12 protein-coding genes, 1 tRNA gene, 1 pseudogene and 1 other annotated feature are annotated in these 21,369 nt (G+C 38.0%); of the genes and pseudogenes, 4 read left to right on the plus strand and 10 right to left on the minus strand.

Translation table 11 applies throughout. From position 1 onward, the window contains the following. Positions 1-1,176 precede the first annotated feature (1,176 nt). Together galE and gndA are read left to right on the plus strand one after the other, a co-directional pair. Positions 1,177-2,193, plus strand: a complete 1,017-nt coding sequence (galE, locus tag FD729_RS02565; protein WP_159931721.1) for a UDP-glucose 4-epimerase GalE — start codon at positions 1,177-1,179, stop codon at positions 2,191-2,193. Positions 2,194-3,838: 1,645 nt separating this feature from the next. Continuing rightward, a complete protein-coding gene (gndA, locus tag FD729_RS02570; protein WP_159931722.1) occupies positions 3,839-5,248 on the plus strand; it encodes an NADP-dependent phosphogluconate dehydrogenase in 1,410 nt (469 codons plus the stop codon). 755 nt (positions 5,249-6,003) lie between these two features. Here gndA and hisIE read toward each other — a convergent pair. From hisIE to hisG, 8 genes and pseudogenes are all read right to left on the minus strand, one after another. Further along, positions 6,004-6,615, minus strand: coding sequence for a bifunctional phosphoribosyl-AMP cyclohydrolase/phosphoribosyl-ATP diphosphatase HisIE (gene hisIE / locus FD729_RS02575; protein ID WP_159931723.1), 612 nt, complete (start codon positions 6,613-6,615; stop codon positions 6,004-6,006). Next, positions 6,609-7,385 carry an imidazole glycerol phosphate synthase subunit HisF gene (gene hisF / locus FD729_RS02580; RefSeq protein WP_159931724.1) on the minus strand — a complete coding sequence of 259 codons (777 nt, stop codon included), beginning with the start codon at positions 7,383-7,385 and terminating at the stop codon, positions 6,609-6,611. Before hisF ends, hisIE begins: the two co-directional genes overlap by 7 nt. Next, entirely contained in the window at positions 7,367-8,110 is a 744-nt protein-coding gene (gene hisA, locus FD729_RS02585) for a 1-(5-phosphoribosyl)-5-[(5-phosphoribosylamino)methylideneamino]imidazole-4-carboxamide isomerase (protein WP_159931725.1), read from the minus strand. The genes hisF and hisA overlap by 19 nt, the downstream gene beginning before the upstream one ends. Next, positions 8,110-8,703, minus strand: coding sequence for an imidazole glycerol phosphate synthase subunit HisH (gene hisH / locus FD729_RS02590; protein WP_159931726.1), 594 nt, complete (start codon positions 8,701-8,703; stop codon positions 8,110-8,112). The genes hisA and hisH overlap by 1 nt, the downstream gene beginning before the upstream one ends. Then, the gene (gene hisB / locus FD729_RS02595) at positions 8,703-9,773 is read right to left on the minus strand and encodes a bifunctional histidinol-phosphatase/imidazoleglycerol-phosphate dehydratase HisB (protein WP_159931727.1); all 1,071 of its coding nucleotides are present in this window, start codon (positions 9,771-9,773) and stop codon (positions 8,703-8,705) included. The genes hisH and hisB overlap by 1 nt, the downstream gene beginning before the upstream one ends. Continuing rightward, positions 9,770-10,825, minus strand: coding sequence for a histidinol-phosphate transaminase (hisC, locus tag FD729_RS05280; RefSeq protein ID WP_370461863.1), 1,056 nt, complete (start codon positions 10,823-10,825; stop codon positions 9,770-9,772). The genes hisB and hisC overlap by 4 nt, the downstream gene beginning before the upstream one ends. A 15-nt stretch (positions 10,826-10,840) precedes the next feature. Then, positions 10,841-12,148 (minus strand): annotated as a pseudogene (gene hisD / locus FD729_RS02600) (histidinol dehydrogenase); the annotation flags it as partial. Between the two features lie 3 nt (positions 12,149-12,151). After that, a complete protein-coding gene (gene hisG / locus FD729_RS02605; RefSeq protein ID WP_159931728.1) occupies positions 12,152-13,051 on the minus strand; it encodes an ATP phosphoribosyltransferase in 900 nt (299 codons plus the stop codon). A gap of 59 nt (positions 13,052-13,110) precedes the next feature. Then, positions 13,111-13,231 (minus strand) — a sequence feature (His leader region). A gap of 174 nt (positions 13,232-13,405) precedes the next feature. On the opposite strand from hisG, the gene FD729_RS02610 reads away from it, so the two are divergent. Together FD729_RS02610 and FD729_RS02615 are read left to right on the plus strand one after the other, a co-directional pair. Continuing rightward, positions 13,406-14,236 carry an SDR family oxidoreductase gene (locus FD729_RS02610; protein ID WP_159931729.1) on the plus strand — a complete coding sequence of 277 codons (831 nt, stop codon included), beginning with the start codon at positions 13,406-13,408 and terminating at the stop codon, positions 14,234-14,236. Between the two features lie 1,436 nt (positions 14,237-15,672). Next, the gene (locus FD729_RS02615; RefSeq protein ID WP_159931730.1) at positions 15,673-17,031 is read left to right on the plus strand and encodes an APC family permease; all 1,359 of its coding nucleotides are present in this window, start codon (positions 15,673-15,675) and stop codon (positions 17,029-17,031) included. 803 nt (positions 17,032-17,834) lie between these two features. Here the strand turns inward: FD729_RS02615 and sbcB are convergent. Then, a complete protein-coding gene (gene sbcB, locus FD729_RS02620; RefSeq protein ID WP_370461864.1) occupies positions 17,835-19,268 on the minus strand; it encodes an exodeoxyribonuclease I in 1,434 nt (477 codons plus the stop codon). A gap of 1,123 nt (positions 19,269-20,391) precedes the next feature. Further along, a tRNA-Asn gene (locus FD729_RS02625) sits at positions 20,392-20,464 on the minus strand. Positions 20,465-21,369: the final 905 nt, after the last annotated feature.

Consider the following 21,369-nt stretch of genomic DNA (forward strand, 5'->3'; position numbering starts at 1 on the left):
CCTTCCTACTTAGGTAGATACTAGTAGGGATACCAATGAATAGCGTATTAGTACATTTATCTTATTTTCTTCTGCAGGAAGAACCTATTAGCATTAGGTCCTGAGTAAATTTATCCATACAGTACATTACTTATAAGGGAAAATTGAGAGTTATGTAGTGTTGGAGCTAGTTGAAATATAACTAATTGACCCATTTTAGCAATACTTATTTTGACACTATATCGCAAATTGTGTGTTGTCTGCTATTATACGGTGTTTAAAGCACTCAGTATAGTGCAACTATTAACTCCCCTAGTGAGTAGGAGTATTTTTATATTTTGTGAATATTTTATAAATTAGAGCTAAAAAGATAATGTGTCAGCATGATTTTAGTGGAAGCGCTATGAATATGATCTAGGTAATAAAAGTAATTACCAGTTATTATTCATAATTTTATGATTTAACGTATGTTTGCGAAACATAAAGAGATTGTATTAGTTCCCCCACATTTTACCAAAAATAAGTTGAAAAGTTTTTTTGATATGCATTGTCTGATTAAGATCATTTGTTAAATCATATTAAAAAATAAATTTTAACAGCCGTGCGTCGCATTATGACCTATGAATATAAATTATTTACGGTCGCGTTAGAAGTGCTACCAGATGCTCGATCATGGATGATTAGTGATAGTTCCTTTATGTTAATATCGCATTATTGTTTTTTTGACTGAATGACTTTCTTATTCATCACTTGTTCTACATACTCAAAGTGATAGGGTACTTTTCTCGAAGATATCGGCTTCATACTAGGTGTTAGAGAATGATATGCTGAGTGTTGCTCTTTCTAAAAATTTAGCCATTATTACCCAATAATATGGGTAATATTTATTATTTGTTATCATATGCTTTTTACATGACCAGGCGATATGTCATCAATAAACTCCTGTTTGTTTTTTAAAAGCTGTCATGTTTTTTTGTCAATATCTGGAGCGAACCTGAGTATTACTAGTTAAGGCGATAATGGTAGTAACGTATCTTATTCTAATGATAATGGTAGTAACGTATCTTATTCTAATATAGGGAAGGTAGTTGGCATTGCTGAATGGTCATAAGTACGAATGTAATTGTAAACTCATCTATATACATGTTTAGTTTTCTTATAATTTTCAGTAATAAGGAAGCTTTGAAAGGAGCTCACATGGCTATTTTGGTAACAGGTGGGGCAGGATATATCGGATCTCATACTGTGCTAGCTCTTAAGCTACGTGGTGATCAAGTTGTGATACTTGATAATTTATGCAATGCGTCTCGTGAGGTCATTAACCGAATTGAGAAATTAGCTGGGGGAGGGAAAGTTGTTTTTGTTGAAGGTGATATCCGTAACCGTGCTTGTCTCCGTGACCTGTTTAGTAGTAATGATATCTCAGCGGTCATTCACTTTGCCGCACTTAAGGCTGTGGGTGAGTCGACACGTATACCATTGGTATATTATGACAATAATGTCACTGGTACTGTAGTGCTATTGGAAGAAATGAATAGATCTGGTGTTTATAATTTTATATTTAGTTCTTCTGCTACCGTCTATGGTGCTAATGCACCTGTGCCTTATGTAGAAACCACTCCGATTTGTGCTCCTAGCAGCCCGTATGGTACATCTAAAATGATGGTTGAATTTGTTATGCGCGAATTTGCATTTGCTGAACCTAAATTCAAAGCTATTGCGCTGCGCTACTTTAATCCAGTTGGCGCAAACGAATCAGGCGAGATGGGAGAAGATCCAGTTGGTATTCCTAATAATCTTTTACCTTGTATTGCTCAGGTAGCTATTGGGCGGCTACCTTATTTGAGGGTTTTTGGTAACGATTATCCAACAGTGGACGGGACTTGTCAGCGTGACTATATTCATGTTGTTGATTTGGCTGAAGGACACCTCAAAGCACTGGACTATTTATCAAAAGTTAAAGGATATAAAGTTTATAATTTAGGAGGAGGTAAATGTTACTCAGTACTGGAGATGATTAAAGCATTTGAAATTGCTTCAGGTAAATATATTCCTTATAAGATCAAGCCACGTCGTAATGGGGATTTGGCGACATTTTGGGCTGATACGAGGTTAGCAGAGAAGGATTTGGACTGGCGCGTATCGCGCGGTATTACTGAGATGATGCGCGATACTTGGAACTGGTATTTAAAAAATCCGAATGGGTTTCGTTAGTGCTTATGCTTCCTGATTGCAATAATTTAGAATAGAGCTTTATTATTAATATTTTTTATGATAAAAAATCATGAATTAACATGTAGATATATATCCAATTAACTATAGAAATAGTTGGCCTGATCTGCTATCTACATAGCAGATGTAAGAAGAATTACCAATTATATTTTAAGTTATCTGACCAAGATTCATCAATTAAACTTATGTAGATAAGTTTAATGTTCTAAGGTCATGACTGAAAATAAATTCCTGCGAAAATATTACTTAACTTTTCCTTTGATTTCAAAAAAAATTTTATCTTAATGTATGTATATTTATACATTGTACAATAGAGAACCATGTTGGCAGGAGATAAGTTTGATTTAAAAATCAAATTAATTTTATGGATACCTATAGGATATTAAGAGAACATGGCTGTTATTAGTGTAAGTTAGGCAATGTTGTATATCAAATAATTTTTCTCTCATCATATGTATACTAATGATGTTCATAGTACTTTTCCACATTAGAAACAAGATAAATGATAAGCTATTATTTTTTACTTAAATTATATTTTTCTAATCTAGAAAAAGATAATTTTTAATAAAAACAGTTAATAATTATTTAGTGGCAAATGATGATTATTCTAATAAGTTACAATCAGTATTACCAATTGCTTAATTAGTTATAGTTTATTTTTTCCAAAAAATTATTTCGTTTAATGTTATCTATATTTTGAAAGGTAGACCTTTTTGATTTTTGTTGATTTAATTAAATTAGCTTCTGATTGTATGCTAATGATAATATGCCGATACTCTATTGGGTTATGATAAAAGCATTAACTGGTGTTGGTTAGATCTCGACTTCAATAAAAAGGAGAATATTGAAATTTCCTATAAAAACTTTGCACTACTTTATAAAATAATTCTAGTTCACATGATATTATAAAAATATAAGAACTAAAATAACAAAATAATTTAGCTATAATACTATTATTTTTATATGATCGGATTTCTTGAATAATATGCACTTCAGCTAACTAGAAGCTGAAAAATTCTTTCAAAAAAGGTCTACATAAAATCATTTAATGATTTTATGTAGACCGATACTTATCAAAATTTAATTTAAAAATAAGGCCAATTGACTTAATGTTTACTAAATGTTAGGTAGCAAATAATCCTATATGCTAAAATAATAAATGTACACTACATTATCTCACAAAGATAATCATCATATTCCTTGATTGTTCATTATTAGTAATTTAAACATTTATTATATTACATAAATTAATGAATCTAATTACTGTATTAAAATAAAAACTAATAAATTCCGATTATTTTAAATAAAAATGTAAATTAGCATCATCAGAAAGATAATATATATTAACTAAATAATAATATCGATACATATAAATTACATTATATAAAAATACGCACACATAGATAATATTTAACGTTTAACAAAAATATTATTTACGTAAAATAAAACTTTATTTTAAAAAAATAAATTTTTACATAAATTATCTTATTTTTTATATTAAAAGATTTCTTTATAGACGTATTGCTTTTAAATTAAAATTTAATATATATTTAGTAGCTTACATTTTATTTTTATTTTAACCGTATCAGGATAAAACATCCTAGAGCATTTTAGGAGGAGTAAAAGAGTGTGTAAGCAACAAATTGGAGTTATAGGTATGTCAGTAATGGGTCGTAATTTGGCTCTTAACATTGAAAGCAGGGATTATACTGTATCAATTTTCAACCGTTCGCATAGTAAAACCAGAGAAGTTTTTACTAAAAATCAGGGCAAGAAATTAAAGCCTTACTATTCTCTTGAAGAATTTGTGGACTCTCTTGAAAAACCACGTTGTATATTATTAATGGTTCAGGCAGGTCAAGCAATTGACAAAATCTTAGTTTCACTAAAGCCGTACCTTGACAAAGGTGATATCTTAATTGATGGGGGCAATTCTCACTATAAAGATACTATCCGTCGCAGCAAAGAACTTTCAGAACAAGGTTTTAATTTTATTGGTGCTGGTATTTCCGGCGGTGAAAAAGGTGCTCTGCAAGGTCCTTCTATTATGCCTGGTGGACAAAAAGAAGCTTATTATATTGTTGCACCGATCTTAGAAAAAATTGCTGCTCGTACAACAGACGGTGAGGCTTGTATAACTTATATTGGTCCAAACGGCGCGGGTCACTACGTAAAAATGGTGCATAACGGCATCGAGTACGGAGATATGCAGCTTATCTCTGAAGCATATGCATTGCTAAAAGGAGCGCTTTATCTAACTAATAAAGAGTTGGCTAAAATCTTTATTGAGTGGAATGATGGTGAATTAAGTAGTTATCTTATCAATATTACTAAAGATATTCTCGTTAAAAAAGATGAGGAAGATAATTATTTAGTTGACGTTATCTTAGACGAAGCAGCTAACAAAGGTACTGGTAAATGGCTCAGCCAGAGCGCGCTTGATCTTGGTGAGCCACTCTCTCTAATTACTGAGTCAGTATTTGCACGCTACCTATCTTCTATAAAATTACAGCGTGTAGAAGCTTCTAAAGTTTTAAGTGGTCCGCAAGTACAGACTTTTACTGGAGACAAAACGGAATTCGTTGAAAAAATTCGTCGGGCACTCTATTTCGGCAAAATTGTTTCTTATGCGCAAGGCTTCTCTCAGATGTGTGCAGCCTCCAAGCAATATAACTGGAATCTACCCTATGGTGAAATTGCTAAAATTTTCCGTGCCGGTTGTATTATCCGAGCCCAGTTTTTACAGAAAATTACTGATGCTTACTTAGAAAACGCCAATATTTCTAACCTGCTGTTGGCACCTTACTTTAAGACAATCGCTAACGAATATCAGCAGGCATTGCGTGATGTAGTCTCTTATGCCGTAATAAATGGTATCCCGACACCAACTTTCTCTGCTGCTATCGCTTACTATGATAGTTACCGTTCAGAAGTGCTGCCTGCTAGTCTTATTCAAGCTCAACGTGATTATTTTGGTGCGCATACTTATAAGCGTATTGATAAAGATGGTATATTCCATACAGAGTGGTTCGACTAATGAAGTAAAAGGCTCCCTTATGGGAGCCTTTTACTTCATTAGTCGAACCACTCTTTCTTGCTATATCTTTCACCTTCTATATTAAAAAATAAGTCATACATCTTAAACTCCTCCTCCGAAGATCACCTATATCAAAAATTGATAAATACTAGAACATCATTTTCCAGAATAATCTCTACCATAACCTAAATAAGGTGAATACACATTCTAGAAATGTTAAATCAGCTTTTAAAAAAACATACAACTATATTTTGATCTCAGGGACAGCTTATTGTCACTAATAAGAAAAATATACAGATATTTTGGGATAAATAACCGGTTTGTTCTACTTTTTCGCAAAAAAATAGCTGTGTTTCATAACACATACAATTCACCAATAAATCACCTTGATGTCATATTACTCCATCTTAATAAATAATCGAAACTTAAGCATACCGTACGGAACCAGATAGTAGTTATTAAAAAATTTTCCAAATAAATTTATTAAAATATCTACCAGAACGTCTTATGTACGTACAAAAAACCGTACTTTCCCTATCTAGTACTAAAAAGTTTAAACTTGATAATCAATACCCTATTAAAAATAAAAATTAGAAGCTTACTTTTATTTAAATAGGTATATATTCTCATGCTATAAAACAGTTTAATAAAAGAAATCCATATCAAATACTTCTTCCATAATATCCATATATATGATATTTCCTTTTAACTTAAATAAAAAATAATCAGGATTACCCCGTATAATATTTATTATTTTATTTATACCTTGTGCGTAAATTATTAATAATCGTACTAAAATTAAGATTTTGATCCTGTAATAGAACTAGCAAATGATAGATCAAGTCAGATGCTTCACTAATTAGCTCACAACGATTGTTGACCATAGCCGCCAATGCGGTCTCGACTCCTTCTTCACCCACTTTTTGAGCAATCCTTTTAGTACCGCTTTTATAAAGCTTTGCGGTATAAGAGCTCTCTGGATCAGCATTTTTCCGAGTCACCAAAAGTTGCTCAAGCTGATAAAGAAACACCCAATCTGGAGTAGAGTCAGAGAAGCAGCTTGATGTTCCGTAGTGACAAGTCGGACCTACAGGATCTGCCAGTACTAGTAGTGTATCGTTGTCACAATCAGGAGTGATACTGATTACTTTGAGAAAATGACCTGATGTTTCGCCTTTTGTCCAAAGACGGTTTTTAGTACGCGAAAAAAAAGTAACGTTACCTTCGCTGAGAGTTTTCATCAACGCTTCTTGGTTCATATAGCCATGCATCAGCATTTCTCCAGAGATGCTGTGCTGTACAAGAGCTGGCATCATACTCTCAGTTTTAGTCCAATTAAGGTGGACCAATTGCTCTTGAGTTAACACGGACGAATCTCCACTCCATTTTCTTGTAAAAAAATTTTCAGCTCGCCAATATTGACAATCTTCTTATGAAATACTGAAGCAGCTAGCACACCGTCGACGTTCGCTTGTTTAAATGCGTCAAGGAAGTGCTGCAAAGTGCCCGCACCGCCGGAGGCAATAAGCGGTACTTTACAAACCTCGCGCACTTTTTTCAGCTGCGTTAAATCATAGCCTTTGCGAACGCCGTCTTGATTCATCATATTCAGCACTATTTCTCCAGCACCTCGCTTTTGTACTTCTTGAACCCAATGCAACGTTTCCCATTGAGTAAAGCGAGTTCGTGCTTGGTCACCAGTGTATTGGTTAACGTAGTATTTGCCGGTCGAACCGTCGAACCAAGTATCAATCCCTACAACAATGCACTGAATACCAAAACGCTCTGCTAGACGTGTGATGAGCATAGGTTCAGCTAAAGCAGGTGAGTTAATAGAGATCTTATCCGCACCAGATTCTAAAATACTCGTTGCATCTTCCTCGTTTCTGATACCCCCAGCTACACAAAATGGAATGTTAATCACTTCTGCTACGCGCGAAACCCAGCTTTTATCTACCACACGGCTACCACTTGAGGCGGTGATGTCATAGAAAACCAGCTCGTCTGCGTCTTCCTGAGAATAGCTTTGTGCCATTGGTACAATATCCCCAATGATCTTATGATTACGGAATTGTACTCCTTTGACAACCTGGTAGTTGAGCACATCAAGGCAGGGAATTATGCGTTTTGCCAACATGCCATAGCCTCCGAAACTGTGAACTTGCCTTCTAGTAGAGCACGCCCGATAATCACTTCCTTAACACCACTGCAACGCAGCGCCATGATATCTTCAATATCCCTAATGCCACCAGAGGCCTGAAAAAAAATTTCAGGATAGCATGTAGTCAATTCCTGATAGAGTGAAATATTTGAACCACTAAGTGTACCATCACGAGAAATATCGGTGCATAAAACACGCTTTAGACCTAGAGGTTCAAACTGCGTAATAACTTCTTCCAGAGTCACTCCAGATGCTTTTTGCCATCCGCTAATGGATACTTCTTTACGGTTGTTCACAGAGTGAATCTTTACATCCAACGCCAGCACAATTGTTTCAGAACCAAATTCTCTGAACCAATTTTTCACTTCATCCTGTTCTTTTACTGCCATGGAGCCAACTACCACACGGTGGGCGCCTGCGTTTAATATCGCTTTAATGTCATCACGTGTACGGATGCCTCCACCAACTTGGATCATCGCCTCTACACCATTAAAAAGATTTTTCAGTAATTGGATCTGACGCTGCGCTGGATCTTTTGCGCCATTTAAGTCCACCAAATGTAGCACTGTAGCACCTTGGAGAACGTAATGCTGTAGGCGTATCAGAGGAGGATATTCATCGTAATCAAGTTGTTGACTATAATCACCCTGATATAGTCGGACAACTTTGCCGTTAATCAAATCTAACGCGGGTATAATCATTACATCTCCAGAAAATTTTTTAGTAGCAGCGCGCCTGCTTTACCAGAACGCTCAGGGTGAAATTGCACACCAAAGAAATTGTCTTTTTGTAGTACAGCAGTGAAGGACTGGCCATACTCGCATGTAGCAATAGTGCTAGAGTTAACCGGCATGGCATAGCTATGAACAAAGTAGAAATAGCTTTTCTTATCAAGTCCGCGCAATAGACGATGATTGCCCACTTGTTCAATAATTTGGTTCCAGCCCATATGTGGCAGCGGTAGTCCTTTAGTATCCATTAGTGTGCAGGCTGTTTCGATAATGCCAAGAGTCAAAACACCATTATTTTCATCACTACTACTACCAAGTAGCTGCATACCAAGGCAAATGCCTAGTACTGGCTGAGTACAGGTTTTAATTACGTCTATCAAATGGTACTGCTTAAGCTGGTTCATCGCAGTTTGCGCAGTACCTACGCCAGGCACAACAAGTTTATGAGAGTGCAGCACCACGTTAGGATCGTTGCTCACCTCAAGTGAATATCCCAAGCGCTTGACCGCCCACTTAACAGATAACAAGTTAGCACAACCAGTATCTAGAACGACTACCTTCATTACAGCACTCCTTTTGAGCTAGGGAGTGTTTTTCCATCCAAGCGGATCGCCTGGCGAAGCGTGCGACCAAAAGCTTTAAACAGACTTTCGACACGATGATGATCATTTTTGCCTTCGGTTTTCAAGTGTAGGGTGCTCTTCATGGCATAGGAGAGCGAATGAAAGAAATGCTCGACCATTTCAGTACTCATATCTCCGACGCGCTGGTAGCTGAACTTAGCCTTAAATTTTAAGTAAGATCGACCAGAGATATCCAGGGCACAACGTGCTAAACATTCATCCATCGGGAGCATAAAACCAAAACGGCCAATACCATGCTTTTCACCCAGCGCCTTAAACAGCGCTTCTCCGAGCACTAAACCCGTATCTTCAATAGTATGGTGATCGTCGATGTAGAGATCGTCGTTTTTGACTTCTACGTTCATACGGAAGCCGCCATGTACAGGAATCTGATACAGCATATGGTCGAAGAAACCTATGCCAGTATTAATTTTACTTCTGCCTTCCCGGTCTAACCATACTTCGGCTTGAACCTGTGTCTCTTCTGTATTACGGTTGATTAATGCATGGCGATCGCATTTTGTAAGACGTGCTTGGATGACATTCCAATCATTGCCTTCACGGTCAAAACGGATGCCTTGAATTCCCATATTTTGTGCCAGTTTAATATCAGTCAACCGGTCACCGATAACGTAGCTGTTTGCTATATCAATTGCACCCGCTGCCAGCCATGCTTCCACCATTTTAATTTTCGGTTTGCGGCATTGACAGTCATCTTCCGGTCTGTGTGGGCAGATGAGCACGTTGTCAAAGTAAATACCCTGTGAGTTTAACACCTGCATCATCAAGTTATGAGGGCCATCAAAATCTGCTTGCGGGAAACTACTAGTGCCCAATCCATCCTGATTGGTGATCATAACTAGTCGGTAACGGTCAGCTTGTAGCGCCAATAGCGCCGGAATAACATTGTCTTCAAACGCTAGCTTTTCCAAGCGATCTACTTGCAAATCTTCAGGTGGTTCAACAATGATTGTCCCATCACGATCGATAAAAAGGGTCTTTTGACTCATGCTCCCTCCATAGATAAAGCCTGTAATGCAGAAATTAGAGACTCGCACTCTTTACGTGTACCGATGGAGATGCGCAAGCATCCCGTAAGGCCTGGATTTTTGTTCTGGTCACGTAAAATAATACCCTGATTCCATAGAGTTTTAAATATGCCAGAGGAATCAGTAAATCGCACAAGAATATAATTAGTCTCACTCGGAAAGATATGTTGTACTATTCTAAGTTGCGATAGGCTCTCAAGTAACCAGGTGCGGTTAGCATTCAGCTCTGCAACATGATTACGCATCAGTGTAATACCTTGTGCGCTCAGAGCCTGGCTAGCAACGTCGGCGACAGGAATAGCTAACGGGTAGGGTGTGATTACTTTCATTAGGAGATCGATCACTGGTTTGTTCGCTAACGTAAAACCACACCGAAGCCCTGCCAAAGCAAAGGCTTTTGATAATGTGCGCAAAATCACTAGATGCGGGTAATTACTTAGCCAACCGCTTAGGGTAGCTTCCGGACAAAACTCAATATAGGCTTCATCAACTACTAACAGCGCTTTCCCGACCGTTATCTCTAACAGCACACGAATGTCATCTTGGTTGATTAGATTGCCAGTTGGGTTGTTGGGTCTACATATATATACTACTTTAACACCATTAAGCTGAGCCTCGATGGCATTTAAGTTGAGTTGCCAGTTTTTTATTGCGGGCACAGTACGGTATTCAACTCCCATAGTTTCGGCGCTGACGCTGTACATGCCGTAAGTGGGTGGACAGAAGAGGATAGCATCTTTTCCTGGCTCACAAAAAGCGTTCATCACCAGTTCAATGCCTTCATCAGCGCCGCGGCTTACCAGCACTTGGTGCGGTTGTAGACCTGCGTAGTCGGAGTAGCGCTTGATAACTAGTGTTGGTTGACATTCCGGATATCGGTTAAACGTCTTCTGTGACAGCTCGAAAGAAACCGGCAAGGGAAACTCGTTGGCATTGAGCCAGACGTCGCCTTTTCCGCCTAGTCGCCTCGCGGACTGATAAGGCGTTAGATAGCGTACGTTATTGCGCGCCAAATATTCAATATTTCGTGTGTGATCTTTTAATGCGGCTACGCGCAAGGTCACTGCGTTTTTATGGGCTTCCATTTTCTCGGCTGTAGCGAGGGTTTCAATAGTTGAAGCCAAGTTAAGGAAGCCTTGTTGTGTCAATTCCTGAACCGTCATGCGTTTTTGAAAATCGATTAAACCTAAGCTAGAACTAGTGGCAACATAGCCGTAGGTCGGTAGTACATGGTTGGTCCCAGAAGCATAATCACCTGCAGCTTCCGGTGACCAATCGCCGAGAAATATTGAACCGGCATTAGTGATCGAGTCTACTAGAGCGCGAGGTTGGAGAGTCTGTGTCTGGATAATAAGGTGCTCTGGGCCGTACTTATTAGAAATTACCACGCATTCTTCCAAGTCGCGTGCTACTATCAGACGGCTATTTGCTAGTGCTTGACACGCAGTGGAAGCACGAGGTAGTCCTTGTAACTGCTCTTTAATCATCTGGGCTACAATCTGTGCTAACTTAAGCGACGGCGTTAACAAGATCACCTGAGAATCATGGCCGTGTTCTGCTTGCGATAGCAAATCGCAAGCGACAAAAGCTGGTACAGAGCCTTCATCTGCAATCACCAATACTTCTGATGGACCAGCAGGCATATCAATTGCAGCGCCATCTAGACACTGACTGACTTGACGTTTTGCTTCGGTGACATAGGCATTACCGGGACCAAAGATTTTGTCCACTTTTGGGATGCTCTCGGTGCCGAAGGCGAGGGCGGCAATCGCCTGTGCGCCACCGACTTGAAACACCTCTTCAACACCGCAGAGCTGAGCCGCATAAAGGATTCCATTTGCAATCGGTGGGGGAGAGCAGATCACCACACGACTACAACCCGCAATACGCGCTGGTATTGCCAGCATGAGTACAGTAGAAAAAAGAGGAGCAGAACCACCGGGAATATAGAGCCCGACCGATGAAATCGGTCGGGTAACTTGCTGGCAGCGCACACCTAATTGGGTCTCTACATCTACGTCTACGAATCTTTGCGCTTTATGGAAAGTTTTAATATTAGCTCCAGCGACAGCCATCGCTTGCTTTGTAGCCTCGCTTAGGTAGTTACTAGCGGCCTCTATTTGAGCGAGCGTCATGCGCAGCGTGTCTACCTGCTCATTGTCGAATTTGGCACTGAATTCACGCAGCGCGGTATCCCCGTGTTTTTTTACCTTACCCAGCACGGCGCGCACCGTGGCGCTTATAGTCTCATTAGTGGCAATCACGGGACGCTGCAACAGCATCTGTTTCTGTTCTGAACTACATTGCTGCCATTCGACTGGGGTCATAAAGGACATGATTTACTCCATTATTTTTTCAATCGGCATCACTAAAATCGAGCTAGCGCCAAGGGCTTTAAGATTTTCCATGGTTTCCCAGAACAGAGTTTCCGTACTTACCATGTGCACCGCTACACGGTTTTGATCTCCTGCAAGAGGCAGTACTGTAGGGCGCTCTGCACCTGGTAATAATTTAATTACATCTTTCAAACGCTCGCTTGGCGCATGCATCATAATGTATTTAGATTCTCGTGCCTTGATGACGCCTTGAATACGCGTCATTAGCTTATCAATAAGCTCCTGCTTTTCTGGAGACATTAATCCTGCACGCTGGATCAACACCGCTTTTGAGAAATAGATTACTTCTACTTCACGTAGTCCGTTAGCTTCCAGTGTGGCACCGGTCGATACTAGGTCACAAATCGCATCTGCTAGCCCAGCACGAGGCGCTACTTCTACCGATCCGTTTAGCATACAAAGTTTGAAGCTAAGGCCTTTTTTGTCGAGATATTGCTTCAGTAAATGAGGATATGAGGTAGCAATTCGGGAATTATGTAAACACTGCAAGCCGCTATACTCTTCATCAACTGGCATCGCTAACGATAGGCGGCAGCTACCGAAATCTAAACGACGTAAGATACAATAGCGCGGATCTTCCCCTTGTGCACGGCGGGTCAGAAGTTCCTCTTCGAGAACATTTTCGCCAATAATCCCAATATCGACCACACCATCCATTACAAGACCGGGGATATCGTCATCACGTACGCGCAAAATATCGATTGGTATGTTCTCTGCGAAGGCGATTAGACGCTGCTGCTGAAGATTGATTTTAATGCCGCATAGTGATAGCAGTTCACGTGATTCATCACTTAAACGGCCAGATTTCTGCATAGATATGCGAATTCGCTTGTTATCTAACATCGACACCTTCCTTTTCTTTCATTCCTATACAAACAAACAAGGGTATTTGTGCCAATCCATAAAAAAAGCCCCAAGAAGATTGCTTCCGGGGGCTTTGACTTGCGTTTATTCCATTGGAAGATTTAAATATCTCCCAGTGCACACCTCCTGAAAGACTAGTCAGGGTGATGGTGGTGTTTATGGTGGTAATTAAATTGAACGTGTGCCATTAAATTCCATTACTGAATTAGTATTCATTTATATGTTGGTTAAGCTAACGAAGATAATGATAATACGCAACCCTTTTTTAACCTTTGCTATTCTCAAAGAGTGCGCACTAATATGAACAGTATAGATGTAAGTTTAGGAGTTGATATGAAGAAGGTAGCAATCATAGGTCTAGGATGGCTGGGCATGCCGTTAGCACTAGCATTAACAGCGCGCGGATGGCAGGTTACTGGTAGTAAAACTATGTCAGACGGTATTGAGGCAGCCCGCCGCTGCGGTATTGACGCGGTGCAGCTAGAGCTAATGCCAGAGATAAACTGTGATGCCAGGGATCTAGGTACCCTATTCAGCGCTGAAGTATTGGTAGTGACCTTGCCAGCCAGCAACACAGTAGAAGGCAGCAAGATCTATATGCAGGCAGTACAGAACATAGTGAGCCGTGCACTGGAGAATCACGTATCACATATTATTTTTACTAGCTCAACATCAGTTTACGGTAGTGGGAATGGAGTGATAAGAGAGAGTAGCACCCTACAACCGGAGACAGTTGCGGGGAAAACTTTGGCAGCGCTAGAGAGCTGGTTACACGATTTACCGAGCACCTATGTTGATATTTTGCGTCTTGCCGGATTGGTAGGGCCGAAGCGTCATCCAAGCCGTTCCTTAGATGGGAAAATCCGACTAAATAACGGCGGATATGGTGTTAATTTAGTGCATGTGGACGATGTGGTTAGTGCAATTACACTCCTACTCCAGATGCCCAAAGGCGGCGGCCGTATTTATAACCTTTGCGCGTCGCAGCACCCATCACGTGAAAATTTCTATCCTGCGGTATCGCGCCAACTTGGCTTAATACCACCTACATTTCTACCTTCGAATCACGGTGAGATCGGAAAATTAATCGACGGTTCACTCATCTGCAAGGAGCTAGGTTTTGAATATCGCTACGACAATCCTGAAAAAATGCCACTAGAATAATGAAAAAGTCCAGAACCAAAGATAGAATCTGGGATAGTCCAGAAGAACTTTCAAGGGTTATATAGGTACTAATGGATAGTACCATATGTTCTATGATTTACGGTACTTTAAAATGTAGAATGTGTTTTATCAACTGAGCTAAGAACTCTTTGATAAGGTGAGAAAATATTTACTAATCCTTGAAATAGTTATTGTTCGATACCAACAAGGTATTACAATCTACATATTATGCTTTTCTCGATGGAAATAGCTCTATATTTGAAGACAAAGGGAAGTACTATAAAGATATTAAAAATAAAAATTACTTTCCCATGGGCCGTTTTGACTCGTTGCAGAGTCTTAAGTCAAGACAACACAAAGGTTTATTGCGCTATCTAGGACTTTAAATCGGAATTTTCATTATTCCACAGTTTCTGTTAGAGAATGAGTGAAAGGCATGTATCCTGATCCCAGTACCATATTATACGCTCTTTGGTTAGATAGAGTAAAATGAGAGTTTAGTAAACTCAACCTGAAGAAAAAACTGTCTAGCATATAGGAAGCGAACGTGAAGGGTATGCGCAGAACGATTAATCAGACTGCACGAGAAAATCACTATTAATATATTCTCATGTGTATTTCACGATCTTTTTTCTGTGTATAGAGTACCTTGGTCCTAAATAAATTTCACGAAAATCACGTGCGATAGGGAGCTGGGTTCTAGGCGTCGTGATGTATAATACTTTACTCGACCTTGACCTTGGTCGTGATCATATGTAAGCAAGCGGCGCAATATTTATTAAAATAAACTTGATTATTAGGAAGAAATTATAATTTCCCACGGTAAATCTAATTATTCTAGAATAAAATGAATTTCTCTAATACCATAATCAATAATACAGATGTCAAAGGACAATAACAACTGCATAATCTCTTGATGTATGTTGACGTCTTCCTTTTACTGAAAAAATCATCACTTGGCAAGGGTAACTACTGAGAAACTATAGCTGATTATAGGGCGATTTGTTACAAGGCCTTATAATTATAAGGCATATGTAGTTTACACGCATGTTTACCACGACGAGGATTGACTGGATTCCAAAATAACTGAGAAAAATTTGCTATGTTCACCAATATGTGTTGTGTTTTACAGACATTTTAGGGAAAATGCGCGCTTTGTAAAAATATGTATATGACCGATGCTTTTCATGGAAAAGCGGTTATTTTTTGCATGACGTCAACTAATTTGTGTGAATTGGATTTCGCCAGGATAGATTTAATTTAAAAGACGAAGAAGCTTAATAACTGAGGATACAAAGATGGGACTGTGTTCCATTCAGTCATATCACCCTGAAATTAATTTCCGTGATGGTTACAGCGTATCTCTAGCTCATAATTTCATTTTCGTTACTCACTTGAGCAATTTAGTATGGTTGCAGCGCAGGGAGGTTTGAAACATGTTATTTAATACCCCTGCATCACGGGGTGCATATTTAAAAAAAACACTCACTCTACTTCCAGTTGTTATGATGGGCCTAGCATACATACAGCCGATGACCCTGTTCGATACTTTCGGTATCGTATCGGGTCTAACCAACGGACATGTTGTTACTGCTTATATTTTTGCACTCATTGCTATTCTGCTTACTGCTGTAAGTTATGGCAAGCTAGTACGTCGTTTTCCATCTGCCGGTTCTGCTTATACTTACTCTCAAAAGGCAATCAATCCGTACATCGGCTTTATGGTTGGTTGGTCATCTTTACTAGACTACCTATTAATGCCAATGATAAACATACTACTGGCGAAAAACTATATCGAAGTATTGTTACCTAGCATGCCATCTTGGATTTTAGTTGTTCTTTTAGTAGCATTTATGACTTTTTCAAACTTATATGGTATTAAAATAGTAGCTAATTTTAACAGCTTGATTGTAGTATTGCAGGTTATAGTGATGATTGGTATTACTGGCACGGTGATTTATGGTGTAACGCATGGCGAGGGAATGGGTACGCTTACTAGTTCAGCGCCCTTCTGGTCCACTGACACGCATATAGCGTCGGTGGTTACCGGCGCGACAGTACTCTGTTTTTCATTCCTTGGTTTTGACGGCATCAGTTCATTATCAGAAGAAACGAAAAATGCAGAATACACCATTCCTCGTGCTATTTTCTTGACGGCGATGATCGGAGGTCTGATTTTTATCGTAGTCTCTTATTTCTTGCAGCTCTATTTTCCAGATCTCTCACGTTTTAAAGATGCGGATTCATCTCAGCCTGAGATTATGCTTTACGTTGTTGGTTATATGCTACAGTTTAGTATTCTGATCTTTTCATTAATGACGGTCCTGGCATCAGGTATGGCAGCGCATGCAGGCGTATCGCGTTTAATGTACGTCATGGGACGTGACGGCGTCTTCCCGGAACGCTTCTTCGGTTATATTCATCCGGTATGGCATACTCCATCGCTGAATGTGTTACTGGTTGGTGCTATTGCACTGATGGCCATTCGCTTCAATCTACTGACGGCAACTGCATTGATCAACTTCGGTGCACTAGTGGCGTTCACCTTTGTTAATCTGTCAGTCATAGCCCAGTTCTGGATCCGAGAAAAACGTAACCGTAAGATAAGCGATAACATTCATTATCTAATATTACCGGCGTTTGGTACCTTAACTGTTGGAGTACTCTGGCTGCACTTAGAAGAAAGTTCGATGGTGCTCGGTCTAATTTGGGCATTCGTAGGGATTATTTACCTTGCGTTTGTCACTCGTAGTTTCCGTAATCCAGTACCACAGTATGGTACTGACAAATTATAAGATAAAAAAGTTGAGGTGGTAGGTATATTATTTTTTAGCTACAGTTTTTTTAGTTAATCGTACACCATCTCTTCTCTATTTTATTTATAGGTAGCGTTAAATTGCCATTGTAGATGTTACTTATAATTGATTATTATCAAAAAAAAATTTTGATAATTTCTTATTGGGTGTATAAATTATCTAGATAACCTATCAAGTCTACATTAGAGTTCTTTACTCCTTTATCTGTTGTTTGATGCTAGATCAATGTCATTGATAACAGACATATAGGCATATAATGAAAAATTCAGGGAGGTTTTTACACGAACTGATTTTTTTATTATAATATTCTTAACTGCAATATTCATTTTTGCATACTGATAAAAATTAATGTTCTTTAATTACTCAGGTTACTACTATAAAAGTAGTATTGGAAATATTTTACTTTCCTAGAGATAATTTTTATTATCTAAATAATTATTTCTGAAATAGATTAGATAATGTTTAATATATTTCTTTCCTATTAATAAATGTAAATATCTACTGAGTAGATTGTAAACAACAATTATTGTTGTTAGATAATATTAATATTTATTCATCTTTATGAATTATATAATATGGATGTTCTATATTTTACATATAGTGAAATTTTAAAAAAACGTGAATTACGTTGTTTAAATAATGGATATTATCTTAATGTATGTTTTTTTTAAAACATAGTGTTTTAAAAGCATTTCAATGTATCTAACATGGGAAAATACAAAACGAACGTACTATCAGTAAGATGCTAAATCGTAACCTACATAATATATGTGATGTCCTAGCTAGGAAACCAGATCTTGTAAATAAAGACACAGTGCTTTAAGTTGGAACATTTTCTTAACTTCGTTTTGATGTAAGACAGCAAGTGATTCTATTTCCAGTAAAAAATTATGCACACGTTCTGTATTAAGTATTTCACGACGGTGCTGTAACCAGCGTTTCTGTTCGGCATCATCCAGTGTACCAGGAAAATTCCTCGCACGATATCGAAACAACAGGTTTGTTACACGCGGATCTTGGAAGGTTAGAGCTAATGCTGGCAAATCGCCAGGTGCGGTTTGACGCAGAATATTCATTCCTGCACGATCAGATTCACTAAAAAATCCATCATAGAGCTGAGCATCTACATCATCTGATGAGGTAAAAGGCTTAGTATTTGCGAATACCTTCACAACTTTGTCACGCACTGCCGGATGCTGACGTAGTAACATTAAATTAGCAAGGCAAGCATCACGATCTATACATAAACGCTTTATGTCTTCTGAACGTAATGTATTAGCAGGTGCTAGCACGGGGCATTTATTTATATGAACTAGCTTGATTGGTAACGATATATTTTTGTTAGATAAATTACTCTTACGTGTATAAAAGTGTTCGCCAAGCACATCCGCATCCAGCTCTAGCAGAGGTGACATATCAGCAGCTAGGTCGGCAACAATCAACAAGTTGTGATTATTAGGGTGCCAAGCTAACGGAACGATCCAGCTAACATTACTTCGAGCGTCGCCAAAAATGCTGGAAACGTGCACTAGTGGCTTCATCTGCGGAATGTTGATCAGTGTCATTAGCTTCTGTTTCTTACGATAGGTGAACAAAAAATCAAATAGCTTTGGTTGTTTCTTTTTTACCAGCTTCGCCATCTCTAGGGTAGCATAGACGTCAGAGATGGCGTTGTGGGGATTTTTATGCACTGTACCATTAGCTTTGGTGATATGCTCTAGCTTAAAACTAGGAAAGCTATTCTTATTTTCTGGCCAGACGATGCCTTCTGGACGTAATGCATAGCAAGCACGCATCACATCTAGCAGGTCCCAGCGCGAATTATTGTTCTGCCAGCTCCAGCCGTAGGGATCAAAGAAGTTTCTATAAAAAAGGTGGCGTGTCACTTCGTCATCAAAGTTCACATTGTTATAGCCCACTATGCAAGTCCGTTCTTTTTTAGTAAAAAGTTTGTAGATACGAGCGGCAAACTCTGATTCTGTGACGCCATTCTTGCATGCCACCTGCGGCGTAATACCAGTAACTATTACTGCTTTTGGCTGTGGCAAATAATCATCAGCTAGACGGCAGTAGAAAATCTGCGGCTCTCCTATTGGGTTTAAGTAGCTGTCTGTACGTAGTGCAGCAAACTGTGCTGGACGGTCTAGCGAGGGACTTTTACCGAATGTTTCATAATCGTGGAATAAAAAAGTGCTATCATCAGGGGAGGACACGATCCTATGCTTTCCTTTACTGTGGGGGGTCAATAAATGGTGTGACTGAACGAAATTTCTATTACCAACTACTCGCATCTAGCTTACAACAACATTTATAACCATCCATAACAACTCACATGTTTTGAATTTATTCAAAATAAATGATACTTAACTTATTCAGTTACTCCAAAAGTGCTAATTTTAGCATAAAATTTATGATTAGCTCTTGAAAATATTTAATTAATAATTGTAAATAGAAATTTATTCTAGCTTTGCACACTCACGCAAGCTTCGCGTTTTTTGGGCAGAGATTTATTGTAAAAGTTGTTGGTTGATATTCTGTAAATTACGCAAGAAGGTAAAAGTACTCGATCTTATCTGAGTTTGAATCATCATTTCTCACGAAAATGTAGCATAAAACTAGCTGATTATTATTTAGCTGATGAGAGATGAAATTTCTTTAACATAGTGTAGAATCTAAGTCTGAATTTTACTCATTTAAAATACTAGCACTCTGCTTTATCTCATACTGAGTAAATCATGAGTATTAAGATGTACTAATGAAGAAAGGCTTGTTTATCGCGTAAAGATAATGATCAATTGAACATATCGGTGGTAGTCGGTGTTCTTATCTCCTATGCTTTATATTTAACCAAATACATAGCAGCAGTCTATCTGATCTAGATCTATTGTTTCTATAGCTTAACTAAAATTAGGATTTGAAAAAAATTATGTTGTTTAGATCACTCTAAACAAGAGGAAACAATTTTTTATTGTCCCTTTACAAGGGACATAATAATCATTATCCGGGCTAATTATGAGATTTATTTCATAAATAAGAAGCGTAAAAGAGATTCTCCATATCTTCAACTACGCAAAAAACAACGATCCACTTGTTTTTTAGTAGGTTTAACAGCATAACAAAAGATATTATCACCGAATAATTCAGAATTATGGCACAATTACAAATTGTAGTAGCATTGTACTAAATTTTAGTAGTTGCGATAAAAATATACATCGCCACACCAGAGTAAAACACCGAACTCGTCAGTACATGATATTGACGAGTTCGTACTTTCATGAACTGTGCTAAAATGTTTCAAAAACATGCACAAGGAAACATGATTAGTTTTCTGAAATTGAGCTCCTCTGACTGGACTCGAACCAGTGACATACGGATTAACAGTCCGCCGTTCTACCAACTGAACTACAGAGGAATAGTTAGAATGGGATGTATCCTAGCGATATTCTTCTACTTTGTCAAAGTAAAATTTTATTTTTACTCAGTAGAATGTTTATGAGAGAGGTATCGTATTATAATTTTTCAAAAAAATAGAATTTCACTTTGAATTCATTACATGCGTAGCTTTTGCTAGCTGACACAAAATACGGTAAGAGTATGTTTGTTCATGTAATTAAAGAACTACCGTTGATATTATCTTCTACTAACAAATAGTTATTGGATAATCATCATTAATCCATATATAATACGACTAGGATATATAAGATACTTTATGACTGTAAGTATTTTATACTATCCAATAGATAGTCACTCTAAATTTCATCCGATAAGTTTCTGGGAATTTCAATTATCTTGATCAAATGAATATGTCTGCTAAAATAGTCTGACCGTTAGTAATGATAGCAAGCAAGTTAGAGTATCCATAAGATACTAGGGATGTGTACATAGAAAATTCATGCTCCCCCCTAATTATGCGCCAAAGCTCTCACACTGTGTAATCCCAGATGCTCTGTTATATTCTTTAAATATAAATATATACATAACTTGTTATTTTTTCACCTTTCTGTAAAGAAAAGAGCTCTTTTTGACTTAATTCGTTTTTGATAACTTTCAGAAGTGTACTGGTCTTTCATAAGACATGGTAACCACCGTGTATCCGTAAGAAATCTTGTATGTATTATATTCGGCTTACAATAATCATATAGGCTAATCACAATATTATTTTAATGTGTATAATAAATAATGAAATTCATCATATTTGACATTTTGATAAATACTGATATATCATGCCGTCGATATATGTACTTTCAATGCATTTTACCTAGTAAAAAAACTCCTATAGACTCAGAATATTATTCTGAAATAATGATGATGTCATCG

This window comes from Pantoea sp. Nvir (assembly GCF_009829915.1).
GTDB lineage: Bacteria > Pseudomonadota > Gammaproteobacteria > Enterobacterales > Enterobacteriaceae > Pantoea.

What these genes read in the sequence shown, in the direction of transcription:
- galE (WP_159931721.1), top strand. Translation starts at nt 1,177, where the DNA reads ATGGCTATTTTGGTAACAGGTGGGGCAGGATATATCGGATCTCATACT.
- hisF (WP_159931724.1), bottom strand. Translation starts at nt 7,385, where the DNA reads ATGTTGGCAAAACGCATAATTCCCTGCCTTGATGTGCTCAACTACCAG.
- hisA (WP_159931725.1), bottom strand. Translation starts at nt 8,110, where the DNA reads ATGATTATACCCGCGTTAGATTTGATTAACGGCAAAGTTGTCCGACTA.
- hisH (WP_159931726.1), bottom strand. Translation starts at nt 8,703, where the DNA reads ATGAAGGTAGTCGTTCTAGATACTGGTTGTGCTAACTTGTTATCTGTT.
- hisB (WP_159931727.1), bottom strand. Translation starts at nt 9,773, where the DNA reads ATGAGTCAAAAGACCCTTTTTATCGATCGTGATGGGACAATCATTGTT.
- hisG (WP_159931728.1), bottom strand. Translation starts at nt 13,051, where the DNA reads ATGTTAGATAACAAGCGAATTCGCATATCTATGCAGAAATCTGGCCGT.
- FD729_RS02610 (WP_159931729.1), top strand. Translation starts at nt 13,406, where the DNA reads ATGAAGAAGGTAGCAATCATAGGTCTAGGATGGCTGGGCATGCCGTTA.
- FD729_RS02615 (WP_159931730.1), top strand. Translation starts at nt 15,673, where the DNA reads ATGTTATTTAATACCCCTGCATCACGGGGTGCATATTTAAAAAAAACA.